General features: G+C 68.1%; 18 protein-coding genes and 1 pseudogene. 9 read left to right on the forward strand and 10 right to left on the reverse strand.

The annotated features are described in order from the left end of the window. Nucleotides 1-36 precede the first annotated feature (36 nt). Both L810_RS08855 and L810_RS08860 read left to right on the forward strand, forming a co-directional pair. Nucleotides 37-1,233 (forward strand): porin, encoded by a 1,197-nt coding sequence (locus L810_RS08855; protein WP_021158030.1) that lies wholly within the window; start codon nucleotides 37-39, stop codon nucleotides 1,231-1,233. Between the two features lie 100 nt (nucleotides 1,234-1,333). Next, nucleotides 1,334-2,356, forward strand: coding sequence for an AraC family transcriptional regulator (locus L810_RS08860; protein WP_021158031.1), 1,023 nt, complete (start codon nucleotides 1,334-1,336; stop codon nucleotides 2,354-2,356). Between the two features lie 82 nt (nucleotides 2,357-2,438). On the opposite strand, the pseudogene L810_RS08865 reads toward L810_RS08860, so the two are convergent. From L810_RS08865 to L810_RS46960, 4 genes and pseudogenes are all read right to left on the reverse strand, one after another. Next, nucleotides 2,439-7,928 (reverse strand): annotated as a pseudogene (locus L810_RS08865) (AAA domain-containing protein). Then, entirely contained in the window at nucleotides 7,925-9,121 is a 1,197-nt protein-coding gene (locus L810_RS08870; protein WP_021158034.1) for a M48 family metalloprotease, read from the reverse strand. The pseudogene L810_RS08865 and the gene L810_RS08870 overlap by 4 nt, the downstream one beginning before the upstream one ends. A 187-nt stretch (nucleotides 9,122-9,308) precedes the next feature. Then, complete coding sequence (locus L810_RS08875) at nucleotides 9,309-10,034, reverse strand: GntR family transcriptional regulator (RefSeq protein ID WP_021158035.1); 726 nt, start codon at nucleotides 10,032-10,034, stop codon at nucleotides 9,309-9,311. Then, nucleotides 10,022-10,219: a hypothetical protein gene (locus L810_RS46960; protein WP_155631378.1), complete on the reverse strand. Its 198-nt coding sequence runs from the start codon at nucleotides 10,217-10,219 to the stop codon at nucleotides 10,022-10,024. The genes L810_RS08875 and L810_RS46960 overlap by 13 nt, the downstream gene beginning before the upstream one ends. Here L810_RS46960 and L810_RS08880 point away from each other — a divergent pair. The 4 genes from L810_RS08880 (at nucleotide 10,218) to L810_RS08895 (ending at nucleotide 16,812) form a co-directional block, all read left to right on the forward strand. Further along, nucleotides 10,218-11,438: a pyridoxal-phosphate-dependent aminotransferase family protein gene (locus L810_RS08880; protein ID WP_021158036.1), complete on the forward strand. Its 1,221-nt coding sequence runs from the start codon at nucleotides 10,218-10,220 to the stop codon at nucleotides 11,436-11,438. The genes L810_RS46960 and L810_RS08880 overlap by 2 nt on opposite strands. Nucleotides 11,439-11,632: 194 nt before the next feature. Further along, on the forward strand, nucleotides 11,633-12,907 hold the full coding sequence (locus L810_RS08885) for an MFS transporter (protein ID WP_021158037.1): 1,275 nt from the start codon (nucleotides 11,633-11,635) through the stop codon (nucleotides 12,905-12,907). Between the two features lie 52 nt (nucleotides 12,908-12,959). Continuing rightward, nucleotides 12,960-13,721, forward strand: a complete 762-nt coding sequence (locus L810_RS08890; RefSeq protein ID WP_021158038.1) for a 2-keto-4-pentenoate hydratase — start codon at nucleotides 12,960-12,962, stop codon at nucleotides 13,719-13,721. 52 nt (nucleotides 13,722-13,773) lie between these two features. After that, a complete protein-coding gene (locus tag L810_RS08895; protein WP_042973833.1) occupies nucleotides 13,774-16,812 on the forward strand; it encodes an FAD-binding and (Fe-S)-binding domain-containing protein in 3,039 nt (1,012 codons plus the stop codon). A gap of 17 nt (nucleotides 16,813-16,829) precedes the next feature. On the opposite strand, the gene L810_RS08900 is transcribed toward L810_RS08895, so the two are convergent. The 6 genes from L810_RS08900 to L810_RS08925 form a co-directional block, all read right to left on the reverse strand. Further along, nucleotides 16,830-17,735 carry a LysR family transcriptional regulator gene (locus L810_RS08900; protein ID WP_027790054.1) on the reverse strand — a complete coding sequence of 302 codons (906 nt, stop codon included), beginning with the start codon at nucleotides 17,733-17,735 and terminating at the stop codon, nucleotides 16,830-16,832. A gap of 76 nt (nucleotides 17,736-17,811) precedes the next feature. Further along, entirely contained in the window at nucleotides 17,812-19,056 is a 1,245-nt protein-coding gene (locus L810_RS08905) for an acyl-CoA dehydrogenase family protein (RefSeq protein ID WP_021158039.1), read from the reverse strand. 33 nt (nucleotides 19,057-19,089) lie between these two features. Further along, nucleotides 19,090-19,848 carry an SDR family NAD(P)-dependent oxidoreductase gene (locus L810_RS08910; RefSeq protein WP_021158040.1) on the reverse strand — a complete coding sequence of 253 codons (759 nt, stop codon included), beginning with the start codon at nucleotides 19,846-19,848 and terminating at the stop codon, nucleotides 19,090-19,092. 7 nt (nucleotides 19,849-19,855) lie between these two features. Continuing rightward, complete coding sequence (locus L810_RS08915; protein WP_042973844.1) at nucleotides 19,856-20,620, reverse strand: SDR family oxidoreductase; 765 nt, start codon at nucleotides 20,618-20,620, stop codon at nucleotides 19,856-19,858. A gap of 43 nt (nucleotides 20,621-20,663) precedes the next feature. Beyond that, the gene (locus L810_RS08920) at nucleotides 20,664-21,695 is read right to left on the reverse strand and encodes a phosphotransferase (protein WP_021158042.1); all 1,032 of its coding nucleotides are present in this window, start codon (nucleotides 21,693-21,695) and stop codon (nucleotides 20,664-20,666) included. Between the two features lie 19 nt (nucleotides 21,696-21,714). Continuing rightward, the gene (locus L810_RS08925) at nucleotides 21,715-22,389 is read right to left on the reverse strand and encodes a histidine phosphatase family protein (RefSeq protein ID WP_021158043.1); all 675 of its coding nucleotides are present in this window, start codon (nucleotides 22,387-22,389) and stop codon (nucleotides 21,715-21,717) included. A 200-nt stretch (nucleotides 22,390-22,589) separates the two neighbouring features. Between L810_RS08925 and L810_RS44900 the strand changes: the two genes are divergently transcribed. The 3 genes from L810_RS44900 (at nucleotide 22,590) to L810_RS08940 (ending at nucleotide 24,731) form a co-directional block, all read left to right on the forward strand. Continuing rightward, nucleotides 22,590-22,745, forward strand: a complete 156-nt coding sequence (locus tag L810_RS44900; RefSeq protein ID WP_021158044.1) for a DUF3309 family protein — start codon at nucleotides 22,590-22,592, stop codon at nucleotides 22,743-22,745. Between the two features lie 166 nt (nucleotides 22,746-22,911). Then, nucleotides 22,912-23,643: a response regulator gene (locus L810_RS08935; RefSeq protein WP_021158045.1), complete on the forward strand. Its 732-nt coding sequence runs from the start codon at nucleotides 22,912-22,914 to the stop codon at nucleotides 23,641-23,643. A 2-nt stretch (nucleotides 23,644-23,645) separates the two neighbouring features. Next, on the forward strand, nucleotides 23,646-24,731 hold the full coding sequence (locus L810_RS08940) for an ATP-binding protein (RefSeq protein WP_021158046.1): 1,086 nt from the start codon (nucleotides 23,646-23,648) through the stop codon (nucleotides 24,729-24,731). Nucleotides 24,732-24,737 lie beyond the last annotated feature (6 nt).

The raw sequence follows: 24,737 nt of genomic DNA on the forward strand, positions 1-24,737 counted from the left end.
GCCGTCCATCCCCAGCTCGATGTGGAGTCCAGAAGAATGAATCGTCACGATAGCGTTCGCGCCGCGTGCTGCGCGATGATGGTCCTGGCCGGTACCGGTGCGCACGCGCAAGGCAACGTGACGCTGTACGGCGTGATCGATGCCGGTATCCGCTACGAAACGCACGGCGTGTCCTACGGCGCCGACGGCACGCCGGTGTCGACGGGCCGCAAGATCTCGATGGCCGACGGTGGCGGCCTGACGGAAAGCTACTGGGGGCTCAAGGGCAACGAGGATCTGGGCGGCGGGCTGTCCGCGCAGTTCAACGTTGAAAGCCACTTCGGCCCCAACAGCGGCGCCATCGTGCCGGCCGGCTCGCCGAATTTCTTCCAGGTCGCGTATGTCGGGCTGACGTCCACTACGCTTGGCCAGCTCTCGCTCGGGCGCCAGTACAACGTGCCGTTCGAGATGGCGTCGCTGACCTTCGGCTCGAACCTGTGGGCCGGCCCGCAGGACCCGTACTTCAACCTGTTCAAGCCGGAGCAGACGATGCTCGCAGGCGCGCGCACCAGCAACATGATCCAGTACGGCGCGCAACTCGGCAGCTTCTACCTGCTCGCGCAATATGCGCCGGGCGGCCACGCAGGCGGGGGCGTGCGCGGCGGCCAGCTCGGCGCGGCCGCCGCGTATGCGCCGGACAAGGGGCCGTTCACGGTCGGCGCATCGTTCATGCGCAGCTGGGACGACGTCACGCACGGGAAATTCGACATCTACACGGGCGGCGGCTCGGTCACGATCGGCAACGCGACCGTCAACGCCGGCTACATCGAGAACGCACGCGACAACGACTTCACGTCGTTCGAGAACGGCCCGTTCAGCCCGACCGATCTGGCGGGGCTCGGCATCATCTCGCCCGCGCAGGTGGTCGACCCGACCGTGCCCGGCGGGTTCCGCCGCCGCAAGATGGCGCTCGCGGGGCTGACCTACCGCTTCACGTCGGCGTTCACGGCGGCCGTCAACGCGTGGTGGACGCAGCAGTCCGGCTATACGGCGGATTTCGACGGCCGTGCGCGCCAGTTCCAGGTGATCGCCGGCTACAGCCTGTCGAAGCGCAGCATGCTCTATGCGGAAGTCGACTACGCGATCTACCGCGGCGGGCTGGTCGGCGCGCAGCTGGTCGGCGTGAACGGGCAGGCGCCGAGCACCGGCACCACGCAGCTCGGTGCGACGGTCGGCCTGCGTCACTACTTCTGAAGCGGGGCCGCGCGGGATGTGGGCGATCGCGGCCGGGGCGGCACCCGGTCTCCGGCCGGGCGGGACGAGTACAATCCATGGAAAAAAATACGGAGCATCCATGGACGATACCGACCGTTATACGACGGCGAATCTGCCGGTCCATCTGTTGCGGTGCCTCGCGGAGACAAGCAAGGAACTGGGCATCGACCCCACGCGGCTGTGCCTCGGGCTCGGCTTCGACGTCGCCGACCTGTCGAATCCGTCGTGCCGGATTTCATTGCGCCAGGCGAGCACGATGATCCGCCGCGCGCTCGAGATGGCGCCGGGGCGGGCGCTCGGCCTCGAACTCGGCACGAGCGAGACGATCGCGTCGATCGGGCTGGTCGGCTATGCGATGCTGACGAGCCCGACGCTGAAGGACGCGATCGTGACCGGTATCGGGCTGCAGCGCCACACGGGGCCGCTGATGCGCTTCGACGTGATGTCGGATGCGCACACGCTGTCGGTTCGCGCGACCAACGTCTTCCTCGAGCCCGACATCGAGGCGTTCCTCGTCGAGGAGGCGTTCGGCAGCTTCATGAAGATCGGGCGCTCGCTCGTCGGCCCCGCGTTCCAGCCGAAGGTCGTCGATCTCAGCTACCCGCCGCCGGCCTATGCGGAGCAATACGCCCGCGTGTTCCCGTGCCCGGTGCGGTTCGAACAGGAGCAGAACCTGTTTTCGTGCGACGCCGCGCTCGGCAACCGCCCGATCGCGACCCACGATCCGCTCGCGCATCGCCAGGTGCTCGAATTCCTGCAGGACGCGCTGCCGCCCGAACCCGAAGGCACCGAATTTCTCGAATCGATCGAACGGATCATGCGGCGCGACCTGCGGCATGCGCCGTCGCTCGCCGAGATCGCCGCGCAGCTGTGCATGAGCGAGCGCACGCTGCGGCGGCGGCTGGCGGACCAGGGCGTGTCGTACCAGACGGTGATCGACACGATTCGCCGCAAGCGCGCGTTCACGCTGCTGAGCAATCCGCGGCTGTCGATCGAGGACGTCGCGCACGAAGTCGGGTTCAGCGACGCGCACAACTTCCGGCGCGCGTTCAAGCGGTGGACGGGGCACGGGCCGAGAGAGGGGCAGCGGGCGGCGGTGTAGCGGCGCGGGGCGCCGCGGGGCCGCGCCGCCTCATTCGGCCGGGTCAGACGGCCACTCGTGCCCTGAGAGCGTGTGCCGGCTGTCACCCGGCCGCGTCTTCGACATAACCCTTGCGCAGTTTCTCCGCCACCAGCTTGTCCATTTCGCGGCGCGCACGTTCGACGCTTTCGAATTGCTTCAGGTTGACTTGCCCGTTCGTGCCGATACGACCGTACGTCACGCTCAACTCGGTACCGCGCAGGCTGGCGCGCCAGAACTTGCTTGACGCGCCCTGCATGTATCGCAGGGCCCGCACCCGTTCCGTCGGCGCACTGGCCGCTGCCACCGCTTCCTCGCCGGCCGCGGCGGCCTCCCGGGCCGGAGTCCGGACGGGAAACACCGGGAGCTCGATTTCCTGGTCCAGCGCGCGATCTTCCCCATCCGCGAGCATCGCCTCGATGCGTGCAAGCACCCCCGCCGAGTCATCCAGCCAGTCCTTCCCGGGAATGTCGAGTACACGCCAGCCGAATGCACGCAGAATGCCGGTCCGGAACACGTAGCGCTCCGCGGTATCGGCCACGATGCTGGATGGGTTGTCGAGCAGGATCGCCAGCGCATAGCCCTGCTTCGTCGCATCGACGATCGCCAGGTCGCAGCGGAATTGCGATCGACCGACGTCGACGTCTACCCGATGGCCGCGTGCGCGCAGCGCGTCGGCCAGTGCGTCGCGAATGGCGTCGGGCGAGGTCCGCCGCGTGAAGGCATCGCGCGCGCCCTGATTCAACGCACCGAGCACCGCCTGCGCACGATCGAACTGACCCGTGGCGCTCGCCTGGGCAAACTGCAGGAACGCTCGCAACGCGGCCGCGCCATCGTTGTGCACGTTGGTGATCGCGTCGGCCTGGATCGTCGACACCACGGCCATCCGATGCCTCGCGCGGCTGAAGATGACATTGAGGCGCTTCTCTCCCCCGCGCTGGTTGATCGGCCCGAAATTCATCAGCATCCTGCCGTCGGGACCCGGTGCGTAACAGATGCTGAGGATGATCACGTCGCGCTCGTCACCCTGGACGTTTTCCAGGTTCTTGACGAACAGGCCATTGAACTGGTCGTCGTCTTCGCGCACGTACTCGCGCTCGAGCCGCGCGGCAAAGTCGGCGTCCTCGGCAGCCAGCGCCTCCAGCGCCGTTTCGATCGCGCTCTGCTGCGCCTCGGAGAACGCGACGATACCCAGGCTCAGGCCGCCCTCCCGGCGCAGGAGCTCGCGCACGACCCGCGCGATATAGCGCGCTTCGGGCACGTTTCCGCGCTCGACGTATACGCCGTCGTCGAGCCGGTGAAAACTGATCGGCCGCGCCAGCAGCGCATCGGCACCGACGACGCCTGCATCGTCCTGATCCGATCGCAACGACCGCACGCCGTCCTCGTTTTGCTCGAGCACCCGATCGGGAATCGTGACGAGGCGGCCATCGTAGAACGCCGCATTGGAAAAGCTGATCAACGCTTCGTGTCGGCTGCGGTAGTGCCATGCGAGCAGCGTCGCGGGCAAATTGCGCGCCGCCTGATTCAGCAGGCTGTCGGAGTCGAGACTGATTGCGATGCGCTCGCCCTCTTCCTCGATCACGATCTCGTCCTCGCCTTCCGCGCCCGCCGCCGTGAAGAAACTCGTGGGCGGCAGCTGCATTTCGTCGCCCACGACCACGACCTGCCGGGCGCGGCTGAGCGCCGGTACGGATTCCTCGGTGGGAATCTGGCTGGCCTCGTCGAAGATCACCACGTCGAACAGGTCGGGAGACAGCGGCAGCGTATCCGACACGGAGAGCGGGCTCATCAGCCAGATCGGCTTCAGGTCGTTGACGACCATGCCCGTTTCGTCGTCGGCGAGATCGCGAATCGAGCGGTGCCGCATGCTCTTGCCGAATTCGTGTTCGAGCTCGCGCCGGCCGGTCGCGTAGCGCTTCTTGAAGGTCTTGCCGTCCGCATCGAGCTGCGTGGCCGACAACGAAGACTGTCGTACGTGCTCGGCGAACTGCCGGTGCAACGTCGAGCTCACCACCTGCGCGTTCACGGCCAGCAGTTCGCGCTGAATCCGGGCGGCGGCGCGTGCGGCCTGGGCAAGCGCCGCACCGCCAAACCGCGCGAGCACCGGGTTCTCGCGCTCGAGCCGGCGCAACGCCTCGTCGGCAATCAGCGCCTCCAGCTCGGCAGGCGCATGATCGACGGACTGAAGCGTGGCCGCATACGCGGGATCGGCCGCGTGCACCGCGCGCAACAGCGGCAACAGGTCGGGCAAGTCGTCCAGGCCTTCCCGCAGATCGCGCAGCGATTCGGCGATATCGCCCAGCGACGCGTCGTCGCTCATCACGAGGTTCTCGCGGATGCGCCCCGCCAGCTTGTCGAGCGCCTCGCGTGCGCCGGCCTCGACACGTGCGGCAGAAAGCGGATCGACGGCCCGGCGCAGATGAGCGATCCGTTCGCGCAGATCGTCGTCCGATGCCAGACGTGCTTCCAGCTCGGCCAACGCGCGCAGGAAGGCGCCCATTTCGCTCACGCCGTAGCGCTTGCGGCATTCGACATCGGCCGAGTCGAGCGCGGCGGCAGCCGCCTGCTCGGCGGCCAGTTGCTCCAGCACCTTGACGTAACCGGGATGCACCGCATGCTGCCCGAAGTCGTAGCGACGCCGGAGTTCGCCGCGCAGCCGCCACCATGCCGGCTGCAGCCATCGCAGCGCCGACGTCTCGAACCGGCGCGCGAGCGCCAGGGCGGACGCCGTATCGCCCGGCGACAGCTTGTCTCGCCAGTGCACGGTCGCGGCCTGCGCGGCCGTCAGCGCGTCGGCATGTGCAGCCAGTGCGTCGCGGTCGTCGCGCAGCGCCGCCTGCGCGGACGATGCCGGGTCGAGCACGTCGAGGTGCGCGGCGAGGCCGGTGTCGATCAGCCACTGGCAGTCGGTCGCGATCGTGCAGGCGCGCGCCAGTGTGGTTTCATGTCCGATCGACGCCGCCGTGTTGTCGAGCACCGGATCGAGCGCGTCGAACAGCGCGTCGGCGTCCCGGCACAGCTGCTCGGCCCGTCCGAATGCGCGTTCGTCGGCCAGCAGCCCTGCCGAGAGCCGTGCGAATGGTTGCGAAGCCAGACTGTCCGCGCCGAACCGTTCGCGCATCGCACGATGCACGCGCTGGGTCAGCTCGCCATGCCGATCCCAGACAGCGAGCGCCGGCAATCGCTCGCGCAACGCGAAACCCGCTTCCGGTGCGACCGGCAGCGCGACCAGACGGCGCAACAGCGTGCGTACGCTCGCACCCAGCGCGTCGGGTGCCGCGGCCATCGCCGCTTCGAACGCGTCGATGCGCTGCTGCTGCAGGTCGAGCGCATCGATCAGTGCCGCTCGCCGTGCGTGCAACGATTCGCTGTCGTGCGATTGCGCGATCCAGCGCTCGTAACAGGTCTTCAGATCGGCAATGAACGCCTTCTTGTCGGTCTGGGAATCGTGGATCAGGCAACACAGTGCGTCCAGCCCGCTCTGCTTGAGCCGATGGAACACGACGTCCAGCGCCGCGCGCTTCTCGCACACGAACAGCACGCGCTTGCCGCGCCCCGCGTAATCCGCGATGAGGTTGGTGATGGTCTGTGACTTGCCCGTGCCGGGTGGCCCTTGAATGATGAAGCTGCGCTGGCTGCGAGCCAGACTCACCGAGGCATTCTGTGTCGCATCAGACGCCACCACGTTCCACTGTTCACCCGCCGGCAGCGGAGCAGGGGCGATCGTTTCCACCTCGCGCGGCTCGATCGAGAACACCTTGTCGAACGCGGGGTTCGCGCCGGTTTCGTCCAGCAATTGCGCGTAATCGCGCACCAGCGACATCTTCCGGTAGTTGAAGTTGGCCAGCGTGACCTGCGTCAGATCGAGATCCCACGCATAGCGATGACCCTCCGTCTCCTGCAGCACGTAACCTTGCCGCTCGTCGACGCGCTCGGCCGCCGTGTCCGCCATCTGCGGCCGACGCAGGCTGGCACCCGGTGCGGCACCCGCCTCGAAGCGCTGCGGCAGCTCGCTCGGCCGCACCCATTCCTCGAACAACGCGCGGCCGAGCGGGCGATAGTCGTCCTGGCTGTAGCTGAACGACGGCAGCCGGCTGCTGCGCGACTCGCCCGCGCGCGCCGCAGGCTTGCGGCGCCGGTACTGCTGCAGGCGCTGCAGCGCCTTCTGACGCACCAGCCGAACGGACGCCTTGTCGACGAGCCGGAGCTCGACCGCCGGTTCGGAGCGCCGGATCTGCGCGAGGATATCCGCGTGAATCTCGGCCAGCGTGATCTTGCCCAGATCGACCGTCTCGGGCAGCCGAATGTCGTAGAGCTGACTCAGGTGGTGCCGCAACACCGGATTGAATTCGGCGTCGCCGCCCGTGCACTGGATCACGTACTGATCGCGCACGCCCTTGCGCTTGACGAGCTCGACCGGCAACCAGAGCAGCGGCGACACGATGCGGTCGTCGGGTGCCTCTTTCAGGTTGTGCCAACGCAGAAACGCGACCACGAGACGCAGGTTGCTGAAGCCGAACTCCGCACGTTCACGGCGCGTATCGGCAATCAGCCGGTCCAGCGAGGCCGGCAAGTAGGGTTGGTCTTCGAAGCGCAGCCATTGCTGCAGCGGCACGGCCTTGCCGGCCACCAGGTCGGCCGCGAACGGTCCGCCCCACGTGCAGATGTGTTACGGACGCACGCTTTCGATCTGCAGCATCAACGGCACGCTGGCCACGGTCAAGTTGACGGTCGCGGCGGTCGGGCGGAAATGCAGCAGCCGGTTGCGACGCGACAGATCGAACAGGCGGTCGCGCAGATGCGTCAGCACGGCGCCGCGACGCGATGCCGCGCCGGTCGTCCCCGCCAGCGCGCGCTCGACGTCGAGGCCGAGCGGTTGCTCGCGCCACGTGCGCAAGCGCATCGCGAGCGCCGCCACATCGGTCGCGCGGTCGTGGCGATTCACTTCGGTCATCTCGACGATCACCGCAGCGACGATCGGATGCAGCCGTTCGTGAAGCACGAACAGATTGCGCCGATGCGCGACGAACCCGTTCAGGTCGCTCCCTGTCTCGAAGTTCAACCCGCATGCGAGGCTGGCGAGCACCATGCCCAACAGGAAAACGTCGGTGATCTCGTCATGATGGCCGAGCGATCGCTCCCAGCTCGCATACCCGGGCAAATAGACGGGGCGCTCGATGGGGGCTGCCGCATCCGTCTGCAGCGCGAGGTCGGTCTGATCGTGGCGGCCATCCGGTGTGTGGTCCAGCCGCAGCGCGCCGACGATGTTCAGGCCGGAAGCAGGGTGCGGCTGCACGCGATGCACGGCGCCGAGGTCCATCTGCGGCGTTTCGCCCTCGGCGTGTCGCAGCGCCAGCCCGCCCTCTTCGCCGATCACGATGCTGTCAGCGTCGAGCCGGGCCACCTTGCCCCGAGCATGCAGCGCGGCCACCTGCCCGAACAGCGGCAGCACCAGCACGAGTACGTCGTCGGTCGGCAGTGCCGCGCCGGCCTGCGCGGCGATCAGTGTGCGCAGCGTGCGCGGCGCACCGTCGTCGATCGTGTCGTTCATGCGTCCTTCTCCCCGGTCAGTTGCCGCTTGTAGCGTTCGAGATCCCGCTTGCCGAGGCCCGCGTCGCGCCGAAGGTTGAGTTGCAGTGCGTCGAGGCTGCCGAGCGACCGGGCGACCTGCCCGGCGCGCAGCAAAGCCACGTCGCGCTGATCGGGATCCGCCAATGCGAGATCCATCATCAGCGCATTGAGATAGCCGCGCACACTGTCGTCGACGCCCGCCGCCGCGAATGCGTCGGGGCCGGCGGCGGGCTCGTCGTCACACCAGTCCGGAAACAGCATGCGCACCTGGGCCAGCACGGCGTCGCTCGCCAGCGACGCGCCGTCGAGATAGTGCGCAATGAACCCGCGCGTCAGCGCCTGCAGACGCGCCTGGCCGGGCAGGTCGAGACGCTCGAGCGAAAGCGGGCCGTGCAGGCGTGCGTCGATCCAGTCGTCGAGACCGGCCTCGCCGTCCCACCACAGAGCGAGCGCACGTGCGCGGATGAAGGTCTCGGGATGGCTCAACGCGGCACTGGCGCCGGACTCGTTCGATTCGATTTCAGCGGCCTGACGCAAATACGCAGCGGCATCGACCGTACTGATGCCCGTCTGCACCTTCACGAGCGTCGATACGGCGGGCGCCACCGCGCCGGCCGCAATGGCGCCGCCCCGATCCGCGAAGAGTTCGGTATGCAGCGCGTAACGCCGAAAAGTCTCGCGATGACTGTCGGCTCCGGCCGGGCTGGCCACCGCGTCGTTGAGAATCCGGTCCGCCGTCAGGAAACGGCCGTCGGCGCGCGACCACAGCAGATGGTGCGCGAGTTCGTGCCCGAGGATCGCCAACAGTTCCTGCGAAGACAATCGCTCCAGTACGGGCCCCTGCAACAGGATGTGGATCTCGCCCGGCACGAAAACGAGCGACGCATTCATCTGGTTGCCCGGCGACTGGTAGAGCGTGGCCGGTATATCGACGATACCGAGTCGCTCCATGGCCAGCGCCAATGCGGCATGGACGTCGCCGTGCGCGTCGGCGTCGATCCGGTAGGTTTCGCGCAACAGCGACGCGCGCAGCGATTCGAGCTGTTCGGTGTACGTTTCGCGCTCGTCGGTCCAACGCCAGACGTCCGGCTCATGCCGGCACAAATAATCCGCTACGGCTTCGTGGTAGACGAGGGGCGCCAGCGCGCCGCGGTTCGGGGCGTGAGAGTCCATGCGAGGCACTCCGGTTGGGAAGTGCCGATTCTACCGACGGAATACGGCGCCGCAACTGTCGTAAAGAGGCCGTCGCGACCGTCCGTTCGGGACTTCGGGACAGGACGCTCGTCGAATCGACTCGACGGGCGAGCGTCACGCATGACACCGGGCCGCATCCGGCGTCCCGGCGCCCGGACCGTCGGCGTCACACCGGTTCGTGGCCGGTGTGCGGCGCCGCCCCCCCCTGCTGCAACAACACCGCGTCGCGCTTCTCCAGCAGATGCCGCCGCAGGATCGCCGCGAGCGCCTTGCCGTCGCGCGCCTCGAGCGCCTTGATCATCTCCTCGTGATCGTGCACCGCGCGGTCCCACTTCTCGACGTGCTGGTTCGAGCGGAACCGCATCGACATGATCCGCCGGTTGATCGACTGGTACGTGGCGCGCAGCGCCGAGTTGCGCGCGGCCTCGTTGATGCGGTCGTGGATTTCCTGGTTGCGGCTGTAGTAGCCGGGCAGGTCGTTCTGCAGCCGGCATGCGAGCATCGAGTAATGCAGCGCCTTGATCTCCGCGAGCTCCGCGTGCGTGATGCGCTCGCAGGCCAGTTCGCCTGAAAACGCCTCCAGCCCCGACATCAGCTCGAACGTCTCGCGGATCTCCGATTCGCTCATCCGGTACACGCTCGCGCCGCGATTCGGCGACAGCACCAGCAGCCCCTCGGCCGCCAGCACCTTGAACGCCTCGCGCAGCGGCGTGCGCGAGATGCCGAGCGTCTCGCACAGCTCGCGCTCGTTCAGCCGCATGCCCGGCGTGAGCACGCCTTCAACGATGAATTTGCGCAGGTGCTCGACGACCGTGTCGTGCAGCCGCTGCCGCTCCAGTTTCGGCAGTGCCGGCGCGCCGCCGGCCTGCTCCAGATCATTCAAATCTTGCATGCAAAATCCTTCCTTCTTGCTTCACGCGATTCTACTTCAACTCGCCCGACCCGAATATCTCCCCGCCAACGCCGGGTAAACACCGGCATTTTCGGTGAAATCAGTGCTTGGGTTTGCCGCGATCGCTCTGCTAAAGTATTTTGCATGCAAAATTCAAAATGCAACCAAGGAGACAGAACGACCATGCTGCAACTCGACTTTCATCCGTCCGGCCGACATTTCCTGCAGATTCCCGGGCCGAGCCCGGTGCCCGACCGCATCCTGCGGGCGATGAGCTATCCGACCATCGACCACCGTGGCCCCGAATTCGGCGCGCTCGGCCTCAAGGTGCTCGCCGGCATCAGGAAGATCTTCAAGACTACGCAGCCGGTGATCATCTATCCGGCGTCGGGTACCGGTGCATGGGAGGCCGCGCTGACCAACACGCTGAGCGCCGGCGACACCGTGCTGATGTACGAGACCGGCCACTTCGCGACGCTGTGGAAGAAGATGGCCGACGCGCTTGGCCTGAAGCCCGAATTCCTCGGGCTGCCGGGCATCGAAGGCTGGCGCCGGGGCGTGCAGCCCGAGATGATCGAAGCGCGCCTGCGCGCCGATACCGCGCACGACATCAAGGCGGTATGCGTGGTGCACAACGAAACCTCCACCGGCGTCACCTCCGACATCGCGGCCGTGCGCCGCGCGATCGACGCGACCGGCCACCCGGCGCTGCTGATGGTCGACACGATCTCGGGGCTCGCGTCCGCCGACTATCGCCATGACGAATGGGGCGTCGACGTGACGGTGTCGGGTTCGCAGAAGGGGCTGATGCTGCCGCCCGGCATCAGCTTCAACGCGGTGTCGCCGAAGGCGCTCGCGGCAAGCGGGCACGCGACGCTGCCGCGCGCGTTCTGGGGCTGGCACGAGATCATCGAGGCGAACAGGAACGGCTACTGGCCGTACACGCCGAACACCAACCTGCTGTACGGGCTCGCCGAAGCGCTCGACATGATCCTCGGCGAAGGGCTCGACGCGGTGTTCGCGCGCCACCAGCGGCTCGCGGAAGCCACGCGCCGCGCGGTGCGCGCGTGGGGCCTCGAGATCCAGTGCGCGGACCCGGCCGTCTACAGCCCCGTGCTGACCGGCGTGATGATGCCCGACGGCGTCGACGCGGACGCCGTGCGCAAGCTGATCTACGAACGCTTCGACATGTCGCTCGGGCAGGCGCTCGGCAAGATGCGCGGCAAGATGTTCCGCATCGGCCATCTCGGCGACTGCAACGACCTCACGCTGATGGCCACGCTCGCCGGCTGCGAGATGGGGCTGAAGCTCGCCGGCGTGCCGGTTGCCGCGAGCGGCGTCGTCGCGGCGATGGACACCCTCGCATCGAACACGCACGCCCCCGCGCTGCGCGCGGCGGCCTGAGCGCCGGCGGGCGGCGCGCACGTTTCCCGCACGCCGCCTGACGCGCCCTTTCCGCTTCACGGGCGGCCGCGCGGTCGTCGCGACACGCACCGGCCGCTGCCGGCGCCCGCCCCGCTTCATCGGCACGACCCACCTCGATGCCGGCCTCGACGCCGGCACGGGCAGCCAGCCAGACAACATCCAGGAGACGAAACATGAAGCTGTTCCGAGCGACCGGCATCGTGCTGGTGATGCTGTGCGTGATGTACTTCATCACGTACCTCGATCGCGTGAACGTGAGCACGGCCGCTGCCGGGTTCGGCAAGGAATTCGGGCTGAACAGGACGGAGATCGGCCTCGTGTTCTCCGCGTTCGCGTATCCGTATCTCGTATTCCAGATCATCGGCGGCTGGGTCAGCGACCGCTTCGGCGCGCGCCGCACGCTGCTCGCCTGCGGGCTGCTGTGGGCCGTCGCGACGCTGCTCACCGGGATGGCCGGCGGCCTCGCGTCGCTGCTCGCCGCGCGCCTGCTGCTCGGGCTCGGCGAAGGCGCGACGTTCCCGGCGGCCACGTCGGCGATGTCGCGCTGGGTGCCGCGCGAGAAACGCGGCTTCGCGCAGGGCGTCACGCACGCGTTCTCGCGCGTCGGCAACGCGGTCGCGCCGGCCGCCGTCGTCGCGGTGATGGCCGTGTACGGGTGGCGCGAATCGTTCTACATCTGCGGCGTGATCAGCCTCGTGTGGGTCGCGGTGTGGGCGCTCGTCTATACCGAACACCCGAAGGACCACCCGCGCATCACGCAGGCCGAACTCGACGCGCTGCCGCAACCGAAGCCGAAACCCGCCGCCGTGCCCTGGGGCCCGTTGTTCCGCCGGATGATGCCCGTCACAATCGTGTACTTCTGCTACGGCTGGACGCTGTGGCTGTTCCTGAGCTGGATTCCGCAGTACTTCCTGCACAGCTACGACCTCGACCTGAAGAAATCGGCCGTGTTCGCGTCGGCGGTGTTCTTCGCGGGCGTGATCGGCGACACGCTCGGCGGGATCGTCACCGACCGCATCCTCGCGCGCACCGGCAGCCTCAAGCGCGCACGCAGCCGGATGGTGTCGATCTGCATGCTGCTCACGCTGCTGTCGCTGTTGCCGCTGCTGTTCACGCATCACCTGTACGTGTCGATGGCGTGCCTCGCGGCCGGCTTCTTCTTCGCCGAAATGACGATCGGCCCGATGTGGGCCGTGCCGATGGACATCGCGCCGCAATACTCGGGCACCGCGAGCGGGATGATGAATTCCGGCTCCGCGCTCGCGGCGATCCTGTCGCCCGTGATCTCCGGCTTCGTGATCGACCGCTTCGGCAGCTGGGAGCTGCCGTTCATCGGCAGCATGGTGCTGATGGGCGTGGGCGTGCTGCTCGCGTTCCGCATGCAGCCGGAAAGCCGCTTCGCCGACGCACCCGCCGAACAACCGGCCGCCAATCGCTCGCCGGCCTGATGCCAACGGGCCGCTACCGTTCGCGGCGCCCGCCTTTTCCCCGACTGCAACGATGACCCAGGCTACCCACGACCTCGCCATCCGGCTCGCCGCCGGCTGGCAACACGGCATCGCGTTCGCCGCGCTGCCTTCAGCTCTCGTCCCCGCCGATGCCGACGCCGCCTATGCGGTGCAGGCGCAACTGCTCGCCGAGCGCCGCGCCGCGATCGGCGCGTGGAAGGTCGGCGCGAAACAGCCCGACGGGCCGATCCAGGGCGCGCCGCTGCCGGACGACTGCCGCCATGCGAGCGGCGTCACGCTGCCGCGCGGCGCGTTCCGGCCGCTCGGCCTCGAACTGGAGATCGCGTTCCGCTTCGGCCGCGACTTCGCGCCGCGTGCGCCCGCCTATGCCGACGATGAAGTGTTCGACGGTATCGCGCAGATGGGTGCCGCGATCGAGATCGTCGCGAGCCGCTTCCGCGAATGGCCGGACGTCGCGCCGGCCGCCCAGCTCGCCGACCTGCAGAACCACGGTGCGCTCGTGCTGGGCAAGATGACCGGTTATCGCGCCGATTTCCCGTACGCCGCGCCGGCACCGGCGTTCACGTTCGACGGGCACGACATCGCCGGCACCACACCTGGCACCAACCCGGCCGGCGACCCGCGCCGCCTGCTGCCGTGGCTCGTGAATCATGCGTCGCGACGCGGCATCGCGCTGCCGGCCGGCACCGTCGTCACGACCGGCTCGTACACGGGCATGCATTTTCCGCGGGCCGCGGGCACGGCCGTCGGCCGCATCGCGGGGCTGCCGCCCGTCAGCGTCACGCTCGCCTGATCCCTCACCCGATCCTCGCCCGATCCGTTCCCACCCGATACCGACCGCCGCCATGACATCCGCCGTCTCGCCTTCGCTGGTTCGCCCCGTCCATCTCGTGCCTTCGCAAGGCGCCGCGCTGTCGCCGCTGTTCGAGCGGCTGCGCCGTGAAATGCGCGGCGACGTCTACGCCGATCGTGCGAGCCGCGGTCGTTATGCGACCGACGCGTCGATCTACCAGATCATGCCGCTCGGCGTCGTCGTGCCACGCGACCAGGACGACCTGCGGATCGCGCTCGACATCGCGCGCGACCGCAAGATTCCCGTGCTCGCGCGCGGCGCCGGCACCAGCCAGTGCGGGCAGACGGTCGGCGAGGCGCTCGTCGTCGACAACAGCAAATGGCTGAACCGGATCGTCGCATTCGATGCGCAGGCCCGCACCGTCACCGTCGAGCCCGGCATCGTGCTCGATCACCTGAACGCGTGGCTGAAACCGCACGGGCTGTGGTTTCCCGTCGACGTGTCGACGGCCGCGCAATGCACGATCGGCGGGATGGCCGGCAACAACTCGTGCGGGTCGCGCTCGATCGAGTACGGCAACATGGTGCACAACGTGCTCGCGATCGACGCGATCCTCGCCGACGGCAGCGAATGCCGGTTCGGTTCGCTCGCGCAGCCCGTCACCGATCGCCGCACGCTCGACCTGCTGCACGGCGTCGAACGCATCGCGAAGCGCGAGCGCGACGAGATCGTCGAGCGCGTGCCGAAGGTGCTGCGCCGCGTGGCCGGCTACAACCTCGACCTGTTCGACTGCCAGAACCCGCGCGCCTACACCGACGACGGCCATGCGAATCTCGCGCACCTGCTCGTCGGCTCGGAAGGCACGCTCGCCCATAGCCGGCAGATCACGCTGAAGCTCGCTCCGCTGCCCGCGCACAAGACGCTCGGCGTCGTGAACTTCCCGACCTTCTACCAGGCGATGGACACCGCGCAGCACATCGTGAAGCTGAAGCCGGTGGCCGTCGAGCTGGTCGATCGCACGATGATCGACCTGTCGATGGAGAACCCGGCGTTCCGGCCCGTGATCGAACAGGCGCTGGTCGGCCGGCCGCAGGCGATCCTCCTCGTCGAGTTCGCGGGCGAATCGCGCGACGCGCAACACGCGCAGCTCGACCGGCTCGCCGAACTGATGGCCGATCTCGGCCTGCCCGGCAGCGTCGTGAAGATGACCGATGCCGGCGCGCAGAAGGCGCTGTGGGAGGTGCGCAAGGCCGGGCTGAACATCATGATGAGCATGAAGGGCGACGGCAAACCGGTGTCGTTCATCGAGGATTGCGCGGTGCCGCTCGAACACCTCGCCGAATACACGCGCCGCCTGACCGACGTGTTCCACAAGCACGAGACCGAAGGCACGTGGTACGCGCACGCGAGCGTCGGCACGCTGCACGTGCGGCCGATCCTCGACATGCGGCGCGACGGCGCGACGCGCATGCGCGAGATCGCCGAAGAAGCGGCGGCACTCGTGCGCGAGTACAAGGGCGCGTATTCGGGCGAACACGGCGACGGGCTGTGCCGCGGCGAATGGGTCGCGTGGCAGTACGGCCCGCGCCTGAATGCGGCGTTCGCGGAGATCAAGAAGCTGTTCGATCCCGACAACCGCTTCAACCCCGACAAGATCGTCAATCCGCCGAAGATGGATGCGCGCGAGCATTTCCGTTTCGCGCCCGGCTATGCGGCGCTGCCGCTGCGGCCCGCGCTCGACTGGTCGGCATGGAACGTCACGCGCAATCCGCTGACCGGCGAAGAAACCGCCCCCGGCTCGGGCACCGACGTCACGCACGGGCTCGCATCGGCCGTCGAGATGTGCAACAACAACGGCCACTGCCGCAAGTTCGACGCGGGCACGATGTGCCCGAGCTACCGCGTGACGCGCGACGAGCAGCACGTGACGCGCGGCCGCGCGAACACGCTGCGGCTCGCGGTGACGGGCCAGCTCGGCGCCGACGGCCTCGCCGGCGACGACGTGAAGGCCGCGCTCGACCTGTGCGTGTCGTGCAAGGGCTGCAAACGCGATTGTCCGACGGGCGTCGACATGGCGCGCTTCAAGATCGAGGCGCGGCACGCGTGGAACCGCAAGCACGGCACGACGCTGCGTGAACGGCTCGTCGCGTATCTGCCGCGTTATGCGCCGTGGGCCGCGCGCATGCGCGGCGCGATCGCGTTCGTCAATGGCGTGCCGGTCGTCGCGTCGTCGATCAAGCGATGGATCGGCCTCGCGCCGCAGCGTGCGCTGCCCGGGTTCGCGCGACCGTTTCTGGCTGATACGGGAGCGGGTGCGGGTGCATCAACGCCCACGCAAACCGGCTCGGCCCCCCGCGAAGTGCTGCTGTTCGTCGATACGTTCAGCAACTACCAGGAGCCGGACAACGCGCGCGCCGCGCAGGCCGTGCTCGAAGCGGCCGGCTATACCGTGCATTTCAACGTGCGCGCAGGCGCGCGGCCACTGTGCTGCGGCCGCACGTTCCTCGCGGCCGGGCTCGTCGACGAAGCGAAATCCGAAGCCAGGCGCACGCTCGATGCGCTGCGGCCGTACCTCGAACGCGGTATCGCGATCGTCGGGCTGGAGCCTTCGTGCCTGCTGTCGATGCGCGACGAGTTTCTTGCCTACGGTTACGGCGACGAAGCCACACGGCTCGCGAGCCACGCGTTCCTGTTCGAGGAGTTTCTCGTGCGCGAACACGAGGCCGGCCGGTTGTCGCTGCCGCTGCACGCGATCGATGCGAACGAAGCGCTCGTGCACGGCCACTGCCATCAGAAGGCATTCGGCGCATTCACGCCGGTGCAGACGGTGCTGCGCTGGATTCCGGGACTCAAGGTATCGCCGGTCGAATCGTCGTGCTGCGGAATGGCCGGCAGCTTCGGCTATGAAGCCGAGCATTACGCCGCATCGCAGGCGATGGCCGAGCTGTCGCTGCTGCCGGCCGTGCGTGCGCGGGCGGAAGGCGCGATCGTCGTCGCGGACGGCACGAGTTGCCGGCATCAGATCCAGGACGGCGCGCAAGCGCAGGCCGTGCATGTGGCGAAGGTGCTGGCGCGGGCATTGCGAAGCTGACCGCCGCCGCGTGCGCCTCACCGCGGTTCGCCGATCCCGCCCATCAGCGTCACCAGTTGCTCGCGCAGCCACCGGCTGCCCTGATCCTGATCCGCGCTGCGATGCCAGTAGCAGAAGTATTCGAGCGCCGGCATCTCGAACGGCAGTTCGAGAATCCGCGCCGGATAGCGCTGCAGCAGCCGCAGGGGTGCCGTCAGCGCCAGGTCGCCGCGCATCGCGATCAGCGGCGCGACCATGTAGTGCTGCACGCGCATCTGGATGGTGCGGCGCAACCCGAGGCGCGTCAGCTCCGCGTCGACGTGCCCGCTGCCCTTGCGGCGGCTCGACACGTGGATGTGCCCCATCGACAGGTAGTCGTCCATGGTGAGCGTGTCGCCCTTGAACGGGTGATCGTCGCGGATCATGCACGCATAACGATCGCGCACGAGCAGCGCCTGATGCAGGTGCGGATCGCCGATCAGCGGCGCGTCGATCGCGATGTCGACGGAGCCGTTCGCGAGCGCGGTCGCGACTTCGCGGCGGTCCATCGTGTAGCTGCGCACGTGCATGCCGGGCGCATGCTTCTGCAGCAGTTCGCCGAGCGCGGGCAGCAGCAGCGCTTCGGTCAGGTCGCTCATGCTCATCCGGAACACGCGCGTCGACGACGCCGGATCGAACACGTCGCCTTCGTGCGCGCTCGAATCGAGCAGCTGCATCGCCTCGCGCACCCGGCCGACGATATTCTCGGCCAGCGGCGTCGGCATCATCCCGGCCGGCGTGCTGACGAACAGCGGATCGTTCAGGGTCTTGCGCAGCCGCGCCAGCGCGTTGCTGACGGCCGGCTGCGTGAGATTCAGCACCTCGGCCGCGCGCGTCAGGTTGCGCTTCGTGTAGATCGCGTCGAATACGACGAACAGGTTCAGGTCAATCTTCGAAAGGCGCATCGCCGGATCTCCTTGCCGGCATCTTACGGCGTGCGCCACCCGCTCGTCCACGGCCCTGCGCATCCCGGCGCGACGCTCAGGCGCGCAGCGGCGGCGTCAGGTACGGCGCCGTCGAACCCGGCTCGCCGTCCTTGATTTCCATCCGCGCGATCGCCTGCAGGTGCACCTCGTCCGGGCCGTCGGCGAAGCGCAGCGCGCGGCCCCAGGTCCAGAGGTCGGCGAGCGGCGTATCGGGGCTCAACCCCGCCGCGCCGAACACCTGCATCGCGCGGTCGCAGACGTTCGCGTACACGGTCGGCACCAGCGCCTTGATCATCGAGATTTCCTTGCGCGCGGCCTTCGCGCCGACCTTGTCGATCATCCACGCGGCCTTCAGCACGAGCAGGCGCGCCTGCTCGATCTCGATGCGCGAGCGCGCGATCCATTCGCCGACCGTGCCGTGCCGGTTCAGCGGCTTGCCGAACGCGACGCGCGACTGCGCGCGGTCGACCATCAGCTCCAGCGCGAGCTCGGCCGCGCCGATCGACCGCATGCAGTGGTGGATGCGGCCCGGCCCGAGGCGGGCCTGCGCGAGCGCAAAGCCGCTGCCCTCCTCGCCGAGCAGGTTGCTCGCCGGCACGCGCACGTTGTCGAACGTGATCTCGCAGTGCCCTTCCGGCGCATAGTGATTGACCACCGTGATGTTGCGCACGACCGTCACGCCCGGCGTGTCGCGCGGCACGAGAATCATGCTCTGCTGCTGGTGCGACTCGGCATCGGGATCGGTCTTTCCCATCACGATGAAGATCTTGCAGTTCGGATGCGCGGCGTTCGTGATGAACCACTTGCGGCCGTTGATCACGTACTCGTCGCCCACGCGCTCGATGCGCGTCGTGATGTTCGTCGCATCCGACGATGCGACATCGGGCTCCGTCATCGCGAACGCCGAACGGATCTCGCCGCGCAGCAGCGGCTTCAGCCACTGTTCGCGCTGCGCGGGCGTCGCGAACATGTGCAGCAGCTCCATGTTGCCGGTGTCCGGCGCGTTGCAGTTGAACACTTCCGACGCCCAGCCCACGCGCCCCATGATCTCGGCGAGCGGTGCGTATTCGAGGTTCGTCAGGCCCGTGCCGGGCTCGTCGTCCTTCAGGTGCGGCAGGAACAGGTTCCACAGCCCTTCCGTCTTCGCACGCTCCTTCAGTTCCTCCATGAACGAAACGGGATACTGGCCCGCGTGCACTTCCTCGTTCCACTGGCGGATGCGCGGCACGATGTGTGCATCCATGAATGCGCGCACGCGGCTGCGCAGTTCTTCCACTTTAGGGGTGTAGCCAAAGTCCATGATCGACTCCTCGATTCCGTTCGTCCGGTTCCGTCAGAAGGCCGAGACACCGCCGTCGACGGCGACGGCCTGCCCGGTCAGATAAGTGTTTTCCTTCGCGCACAGCGTCAGCATCGTCGCGACGATTTCCTCGGGCCGGCCGAGCCGCTTCATCGGCGAGCCCTGCGCGAGAAAATCCTGGCGGTCGCCGATCTCGCTGTCGGTGACCATCGGCGTCGTGCTGTAGAACGGGCACACCGCATTCACGCGAATGCCGTGGCGCGCGTATTCGATGGCCGCCGTCTTCGTGAGCCCGACCACCGCATGCTTCGACGCCGCATAGGCGGCCAGCTTCGGCGCGCCGCCGAGCCCGGCCATCGACGCGACGTTCAGGATCACGCCTTCGCGCTGCGCGAGCATCTGGCGGATCTGGTGCTTCATCCCGAAGAACACGCCCTTCGCGTTCACCGCGAAGCTCAGGTCGAGATCGGCTTCGTCGGTGTCGATCAGCGCCTTCATCGGCGGCGCGATGCCCGCGTTGTTGATCCCCACGTCGAGCCGGCCGAAACGCTCGGCCGCCGCGTGCACCAGCGCGGCGACGTCCGCTTCGACACGCACGTCGCAGCGCTGCGCGATCACGTCAGCGCCGGCCGCGCGCAGCGGCGCGGCCACGCGTTCGAGCGCCTCGCCGTTCAGGTCGCCGAGCGCCAGCCGCGCGCCCATCGCGGCGAGTTCGCTCGCGAGCAACGCGCCGAAGCCGCTCGCGGCGCCGGTGATCATCACGGCCTGGCCGGCGTAGCTGTCGATCTTCATCGCGCGCTCAGATCGTCAGGCCGCCGTCGACGACGATGCATTCGCCGTTCGTGTAGCTCGCCGCGTCCGACACGAGGTACAGCACGGTGCCGGCCATTTCGCGCGGTTCCGCGTGGCGGCGCAGCGGGATCTTCGCCTTCCACGTCTCGTAGATGTCCTTGTCGGCGAACAGCGCGCCCGCGAACTTCGTCTTCGTGAGCCCTGGCAGCAGCGCGTTCACGCGGATGCCGAACGGCCCGCACTCCTTCGCGAACGCCTTCGTCATGTTGACGACGGCCGCCTTCGTGATCGAGTAGATGCCCTGCCGGTCGCCCGGCTGCAGTGCATTCACCGACGCCGTGTTGACGATCGCGCCGCCGCCGTGTTCCTTCATCAGCTTGCCGGCCTCTACCGACATGAAGAAGTAGCCGCGGATGTTCACGTCGACCGTCTTGTCGTAAGCGGCGAGATCGGTATCGAGGATGTGCCCGAAATACGGATTCGCGGCCGCGTTGTTCACGAGGATGTCGAGCCGCCCGTGCTTGCCGCGGATATGCTCGAACGTCGCGGCGATGTCTTCCAGGCGCCCGACGTGGCAGGCCAGCGCCTCGGCGCGGCCGCCCGCCGCGACGATCGCGTCGGCCACGGCCCGGCAGTCGTCGAGCTTGCGGCTCGACACGATCACGTGCGCGCCCTGCTCCGCGAGCAGTTTCGCGATTTCCTCGCCGATGCCGCGGCTCGCGCCCGTCACCAGTGCGATCTTGCCCGTCAGGTCGAACAGATTCGTTGCCATGTTGCTGTGCTCCTCCATTGATGTGGTGTCGTGCCCGGCGATGTCAGCGATGCGCGTCGATCACGCCGACGGCCATCTCGGCGAGACGCCCGGCCATCGCGCCGACGCGCAGCGCCTGCTCGCTCGATGCGTTGCCCTGCAGCGCGCGCGCCTTCACGCCCTGCGCGATCGCCGCGAGCCGGAAGAAACTGAATGCGAGGTAGAAATGCCAGTCGCGGATCGGCTCGATGCCGCGCAGCTCGCAATAACGCGCAACGATCGCCGCTTCGTCGGGAATGCCGAGTTCCGCGCGATCCTGGCCCGCGAGCCCGCGCACCTGGCCGCCCGACGGCAGCCGCAGGCACATGCAGAAGTACGCGAGATCGGCGAGCGGGTTGCCGAGCGTCGACAGTTCCCAGTCGAGCACGGCCTGCACGCGATAGCTGTCGCGCGCGAACATCAGGTTGTCGATCCGGAAATCGCCGTGCACCAGCGTCGGCCGGCCCGTGTCGGCCGGGCACGCCTTCGGCAGCCAGTCGATCAGCGTCTCCATCGCGTCGAGGCGCTCCGTTTCCGCCGCGCGGTACTGCTTCGTCCAGACGCCGATCTGGCGTTCGAAGTAGTTGCCGGGGCGGCCGTAATCGGCGAGGCCCACCGCGTCGACATCGACGTCGTGCAACGCGGCCATCGTCTGCAGCAACGCGTCGTAGCACACCGCGCGATCGGCCTTCGGCAGCTCCGGCAGCGCGGGATCCCAGAAGATCCGGCCGTCCTCGAAGCTCATCACGTAGAACAGGCTGCCGATCACGTCGCGGTCTTCGCAGAGGTGATAAGGATGCGCGACCGGCACCGCAGTGCCTGACAGCGCGCTCAGCACGCGGAATTCGCGGTCGACCGCGTGCGCGGATTTCAGCAGTTCGCCCGGCGGCTGGCGGCGCAGCACGTAGCGGCCGCTCTTCGCATGCAGCAGGAAAGTCGGATTCGACTGGCCGCCGGCAAACTTCTCCATGTCGACCGGGCCTTCGAAGCCCGGCACGTGCGCTTCCAGATAGCGCGTGAGGCGGGCTACGTCGAGTTGCTGGGTAGGGTTCGTCATCGTCGCGATCGTTCGTGGGTCAGCCGTAGGTTCGCAGCGCGTGTCGTTCGGGATCCTCCAGATGCGGGATGCCGTTGAACGACGCGAGATGGAATGCATCGGCGTTGAAGAAAAACTGCGAAAGGCTGCTGTTGCGGATCTGCAGGTTCAGCGCGATCGCGCTCGACGGCGGGGCGGCCAGCACCTGCTGCACGGTGACCGCGATCGGGCCGCCGGAGCTCACCGTCAGCACGCGCTGGCCGCCGCCGTGGCGGATGGCCGCGCGGGCCTCGGCCACGCGCTGCTGGAAGTGCGACCAGGTCTCGGGGGCCGAGTCGCCGAGCCTGTCTTCCGACCAGAGCTGCAGCACCTGCCGCAGCGCGCGGAAATGCTCCTTCATCGAGCCAGCCGCGAGGCGGGCGATGTCCGGGTAGTCGTGCGCGGCGGCCGCGAACAGGCCGTGGAAGTCGTATTCGTTCAGGCCGGGATGGCGGTCGATCTCCGCGCCCTCGCGGCCCATCCCGCGCAGGATCGCGTCGACCGTCTGCGCGTGGCGGTTCATCGTGCCGCAGATCACGCGGTCGAACGCCAGGCCTTGCCGCGCAAAGTATTCGCCGAGCCAGACGCCCTGCTGCTCGCCCGCCGGGGAAAGCCGGTCGTAGTCGTCCGTGCCGAAGGACGCCTGCCCGTGCCGTACCAGAAAAAGTTCAGCCATCGCATGCCCGCCAGATCAGAAGGATTCAGCATAGGGGGCGGGGATGCATTTTCAAACTTTATTTTCTGAATCGGCGGGTATTCATCGGGTGAATTCCAGGCATGCCAACCGTGCGCTTGCGCCGACTTTCGGCCGCCCTCGCCGCGGCACGCGAATTGCGGCGGGAGGCACCGTCCATTCACGACGTCAGGAGGGGTGCGATGCTCGGTACGATCCTCATCATCATTCTGATTCTGCTGCTCATCGGGGCATTTCCGGCGTGGCCGCACAGCCGAAGCTGGGGCTACTGGCCGTCGGGCTCGGTCGGGTTGATCGTCGTCATCGTCGTGATACTCGTGCTGCTGGGTCACATCTGAGTCCGGCGCCGTAGCTTCTTTACAAACGCAAGCAAGGGCGGGACATCCGTCGGCCGGGCGCGAATCGCGTCGCGCCGCGCTGTCCCCCCGCCTCCGTTCGATTGCGCCGGCCGTGCGGTAGTATGGCGACCTGATGGAACCCCCTGATGGATCTGAACGAGTGGCCATGCCCGAATCTTCTTCATCGCCCGGCGCCGGCCAGAACGCCCAGGCGCTCGTCCTCATCGCCGAAGACGAACCCGAGATCGCCGAGATCCTGACCGCCTATCTCGCACGCGGCGGGCTGCGCACCGTGCACGCCGCCGACGGCCGCCGCGCACTGGAGCTGCACCTGCAGCTCAAGCCCGACCTCGTGCTGCTCGACGTGCAGATGCCGCACGTCGACGGCTGGAAGGTGCTCGCCGAAATCCGTCATCGCGGCGACACGCCCGTCATCATGCTGACTGCGCTCGACCAGGACATCGACAAGCTCACCGGCCTGCGCATCGGCGCCGACGACTACGTGGTGAAGCCGTTCAATCCCGCCGAAGTCGTGGCGCGCGCGCAGGCGGTGCTGCGCCGCTCGATGGCCGGCGCGCGCCAGGAAGAACAGCGCGTGCTGCGGGTCGCGCCGTTCGAGATCGATCTCGAACACCACGAAGCCACGCTCGAAGTGGGCAGCGAACGGCACACGCTCGTCCTGACGCTCACCGAATTCAAGCTGCTCGCGCAACTCGCGCGCGCGCCGCGGCGCGTGTTCAGCCGCGCCGAGCTGATGGCCACCTGCCTGCCGGAAGGCGACGCGCTGGAACGCACGGTGGACAGCCACGTCAGCAAGCTGCGCAAGAAGCTGGACGACCTTGGCGTGCAGGGCGTGCCGGTCAGCGTGCGCGGCGTCGGCTACAAGCTCTGGAGCTGAGCATGAAGCTCGAGGGCCTGAGCCGGCAGATCGCGCTGACCATGGCGGGGATGGCGTTCGGCGTGACGCTGCTGATGGTGCTCACCGCGTACGTCTTCTACTACTTCGCGTTCAATTACTGGCCTGCACATTTCGACACGAAGAACCTGCTGCCGACCGCGCCGGAATGGGTGTGGCTCGTCTCGACCACGTCGGTCGGCCTAGCGCTGTCGGTCGCGGTCGCGGTCAATCTCGCGCGCCGCATCCTCGTGCCGCTGAACTCGGTCACGGACAGCATTCGCCGCGTCGCGCGCGGCGATCTCGACGCGCGCGCCGTCGCGGGCGACCGCTCGCTGCACGAAGCCGCGCTGCTCGCCGACAACTTCAACGCGCTCGCCAGCGAGCTGCAGCGCGTGACCAACGAGCAGGCGATCTGGAACGCGGCGATCGCGCACGAGCTGCGCACGCCCGTCACGGTGCTGCGCGGGCGCCTGCAGGGGCTCGCCGAAGGCGTGTTCAAGCCCGACGAAGCGCAGTTCCGCAGCCTGCTCGCGCAGGTCGAGGGGCTGACGCGGCTGATCGAGGATCTGCGCGTGGTCAGCCTCGCGGACAGCGGCCACCTGAGCATCGAGATCCGCGACGCCGATCTCGCGTCGGAAGCGCGTGCGGTGGTCGACATGTTCGAGCCGGCGCTGCGTGCCGCCGGCCAGCATCCGGTGCTCGATCTCGACACGCGGCGCATGTGCTGCGACCCGGTGCGCATCCGCCAGGCGCTGCTGGCGCTGCTGGAAAACGCGCGCCGCCATGCGGTGCCCGGCGCGATCCGCATCGAGACGCGCATCGAACAAGGGATGTGCCGGTTGCGCGTCGGAGACGACGGCCCCGGCATCCCGGCCGATTTCGCGCCGCACGTGTTCAAGGCCTTCCGGCGCGCCGACGATACGCAGCCGGGCGGCAGCGGCCTCGGGCTCGCCGTCGTCGCGGCGATCGCCCATGCGCATCATGGCGAAGCTGTCTGCATGCCGAGCCGCACGGGCGGCACGCTGTTCGAAGTGCAGTGGCCCGACAACCTCACGCCGGCGCCGGAACACGCGCGCTTTCCGGCCTGAGACACC

It is taken from the genome of Burkholderia sp. AU4i, assembly GCF_000466765.1.
Taxonomy (GTDB): Bacteria; Pseudomonadota; Gammaproteobacteria; order Burkholderiales; family Burkholderiaceae; genus Burkholderia; species Burkholderia cepacia.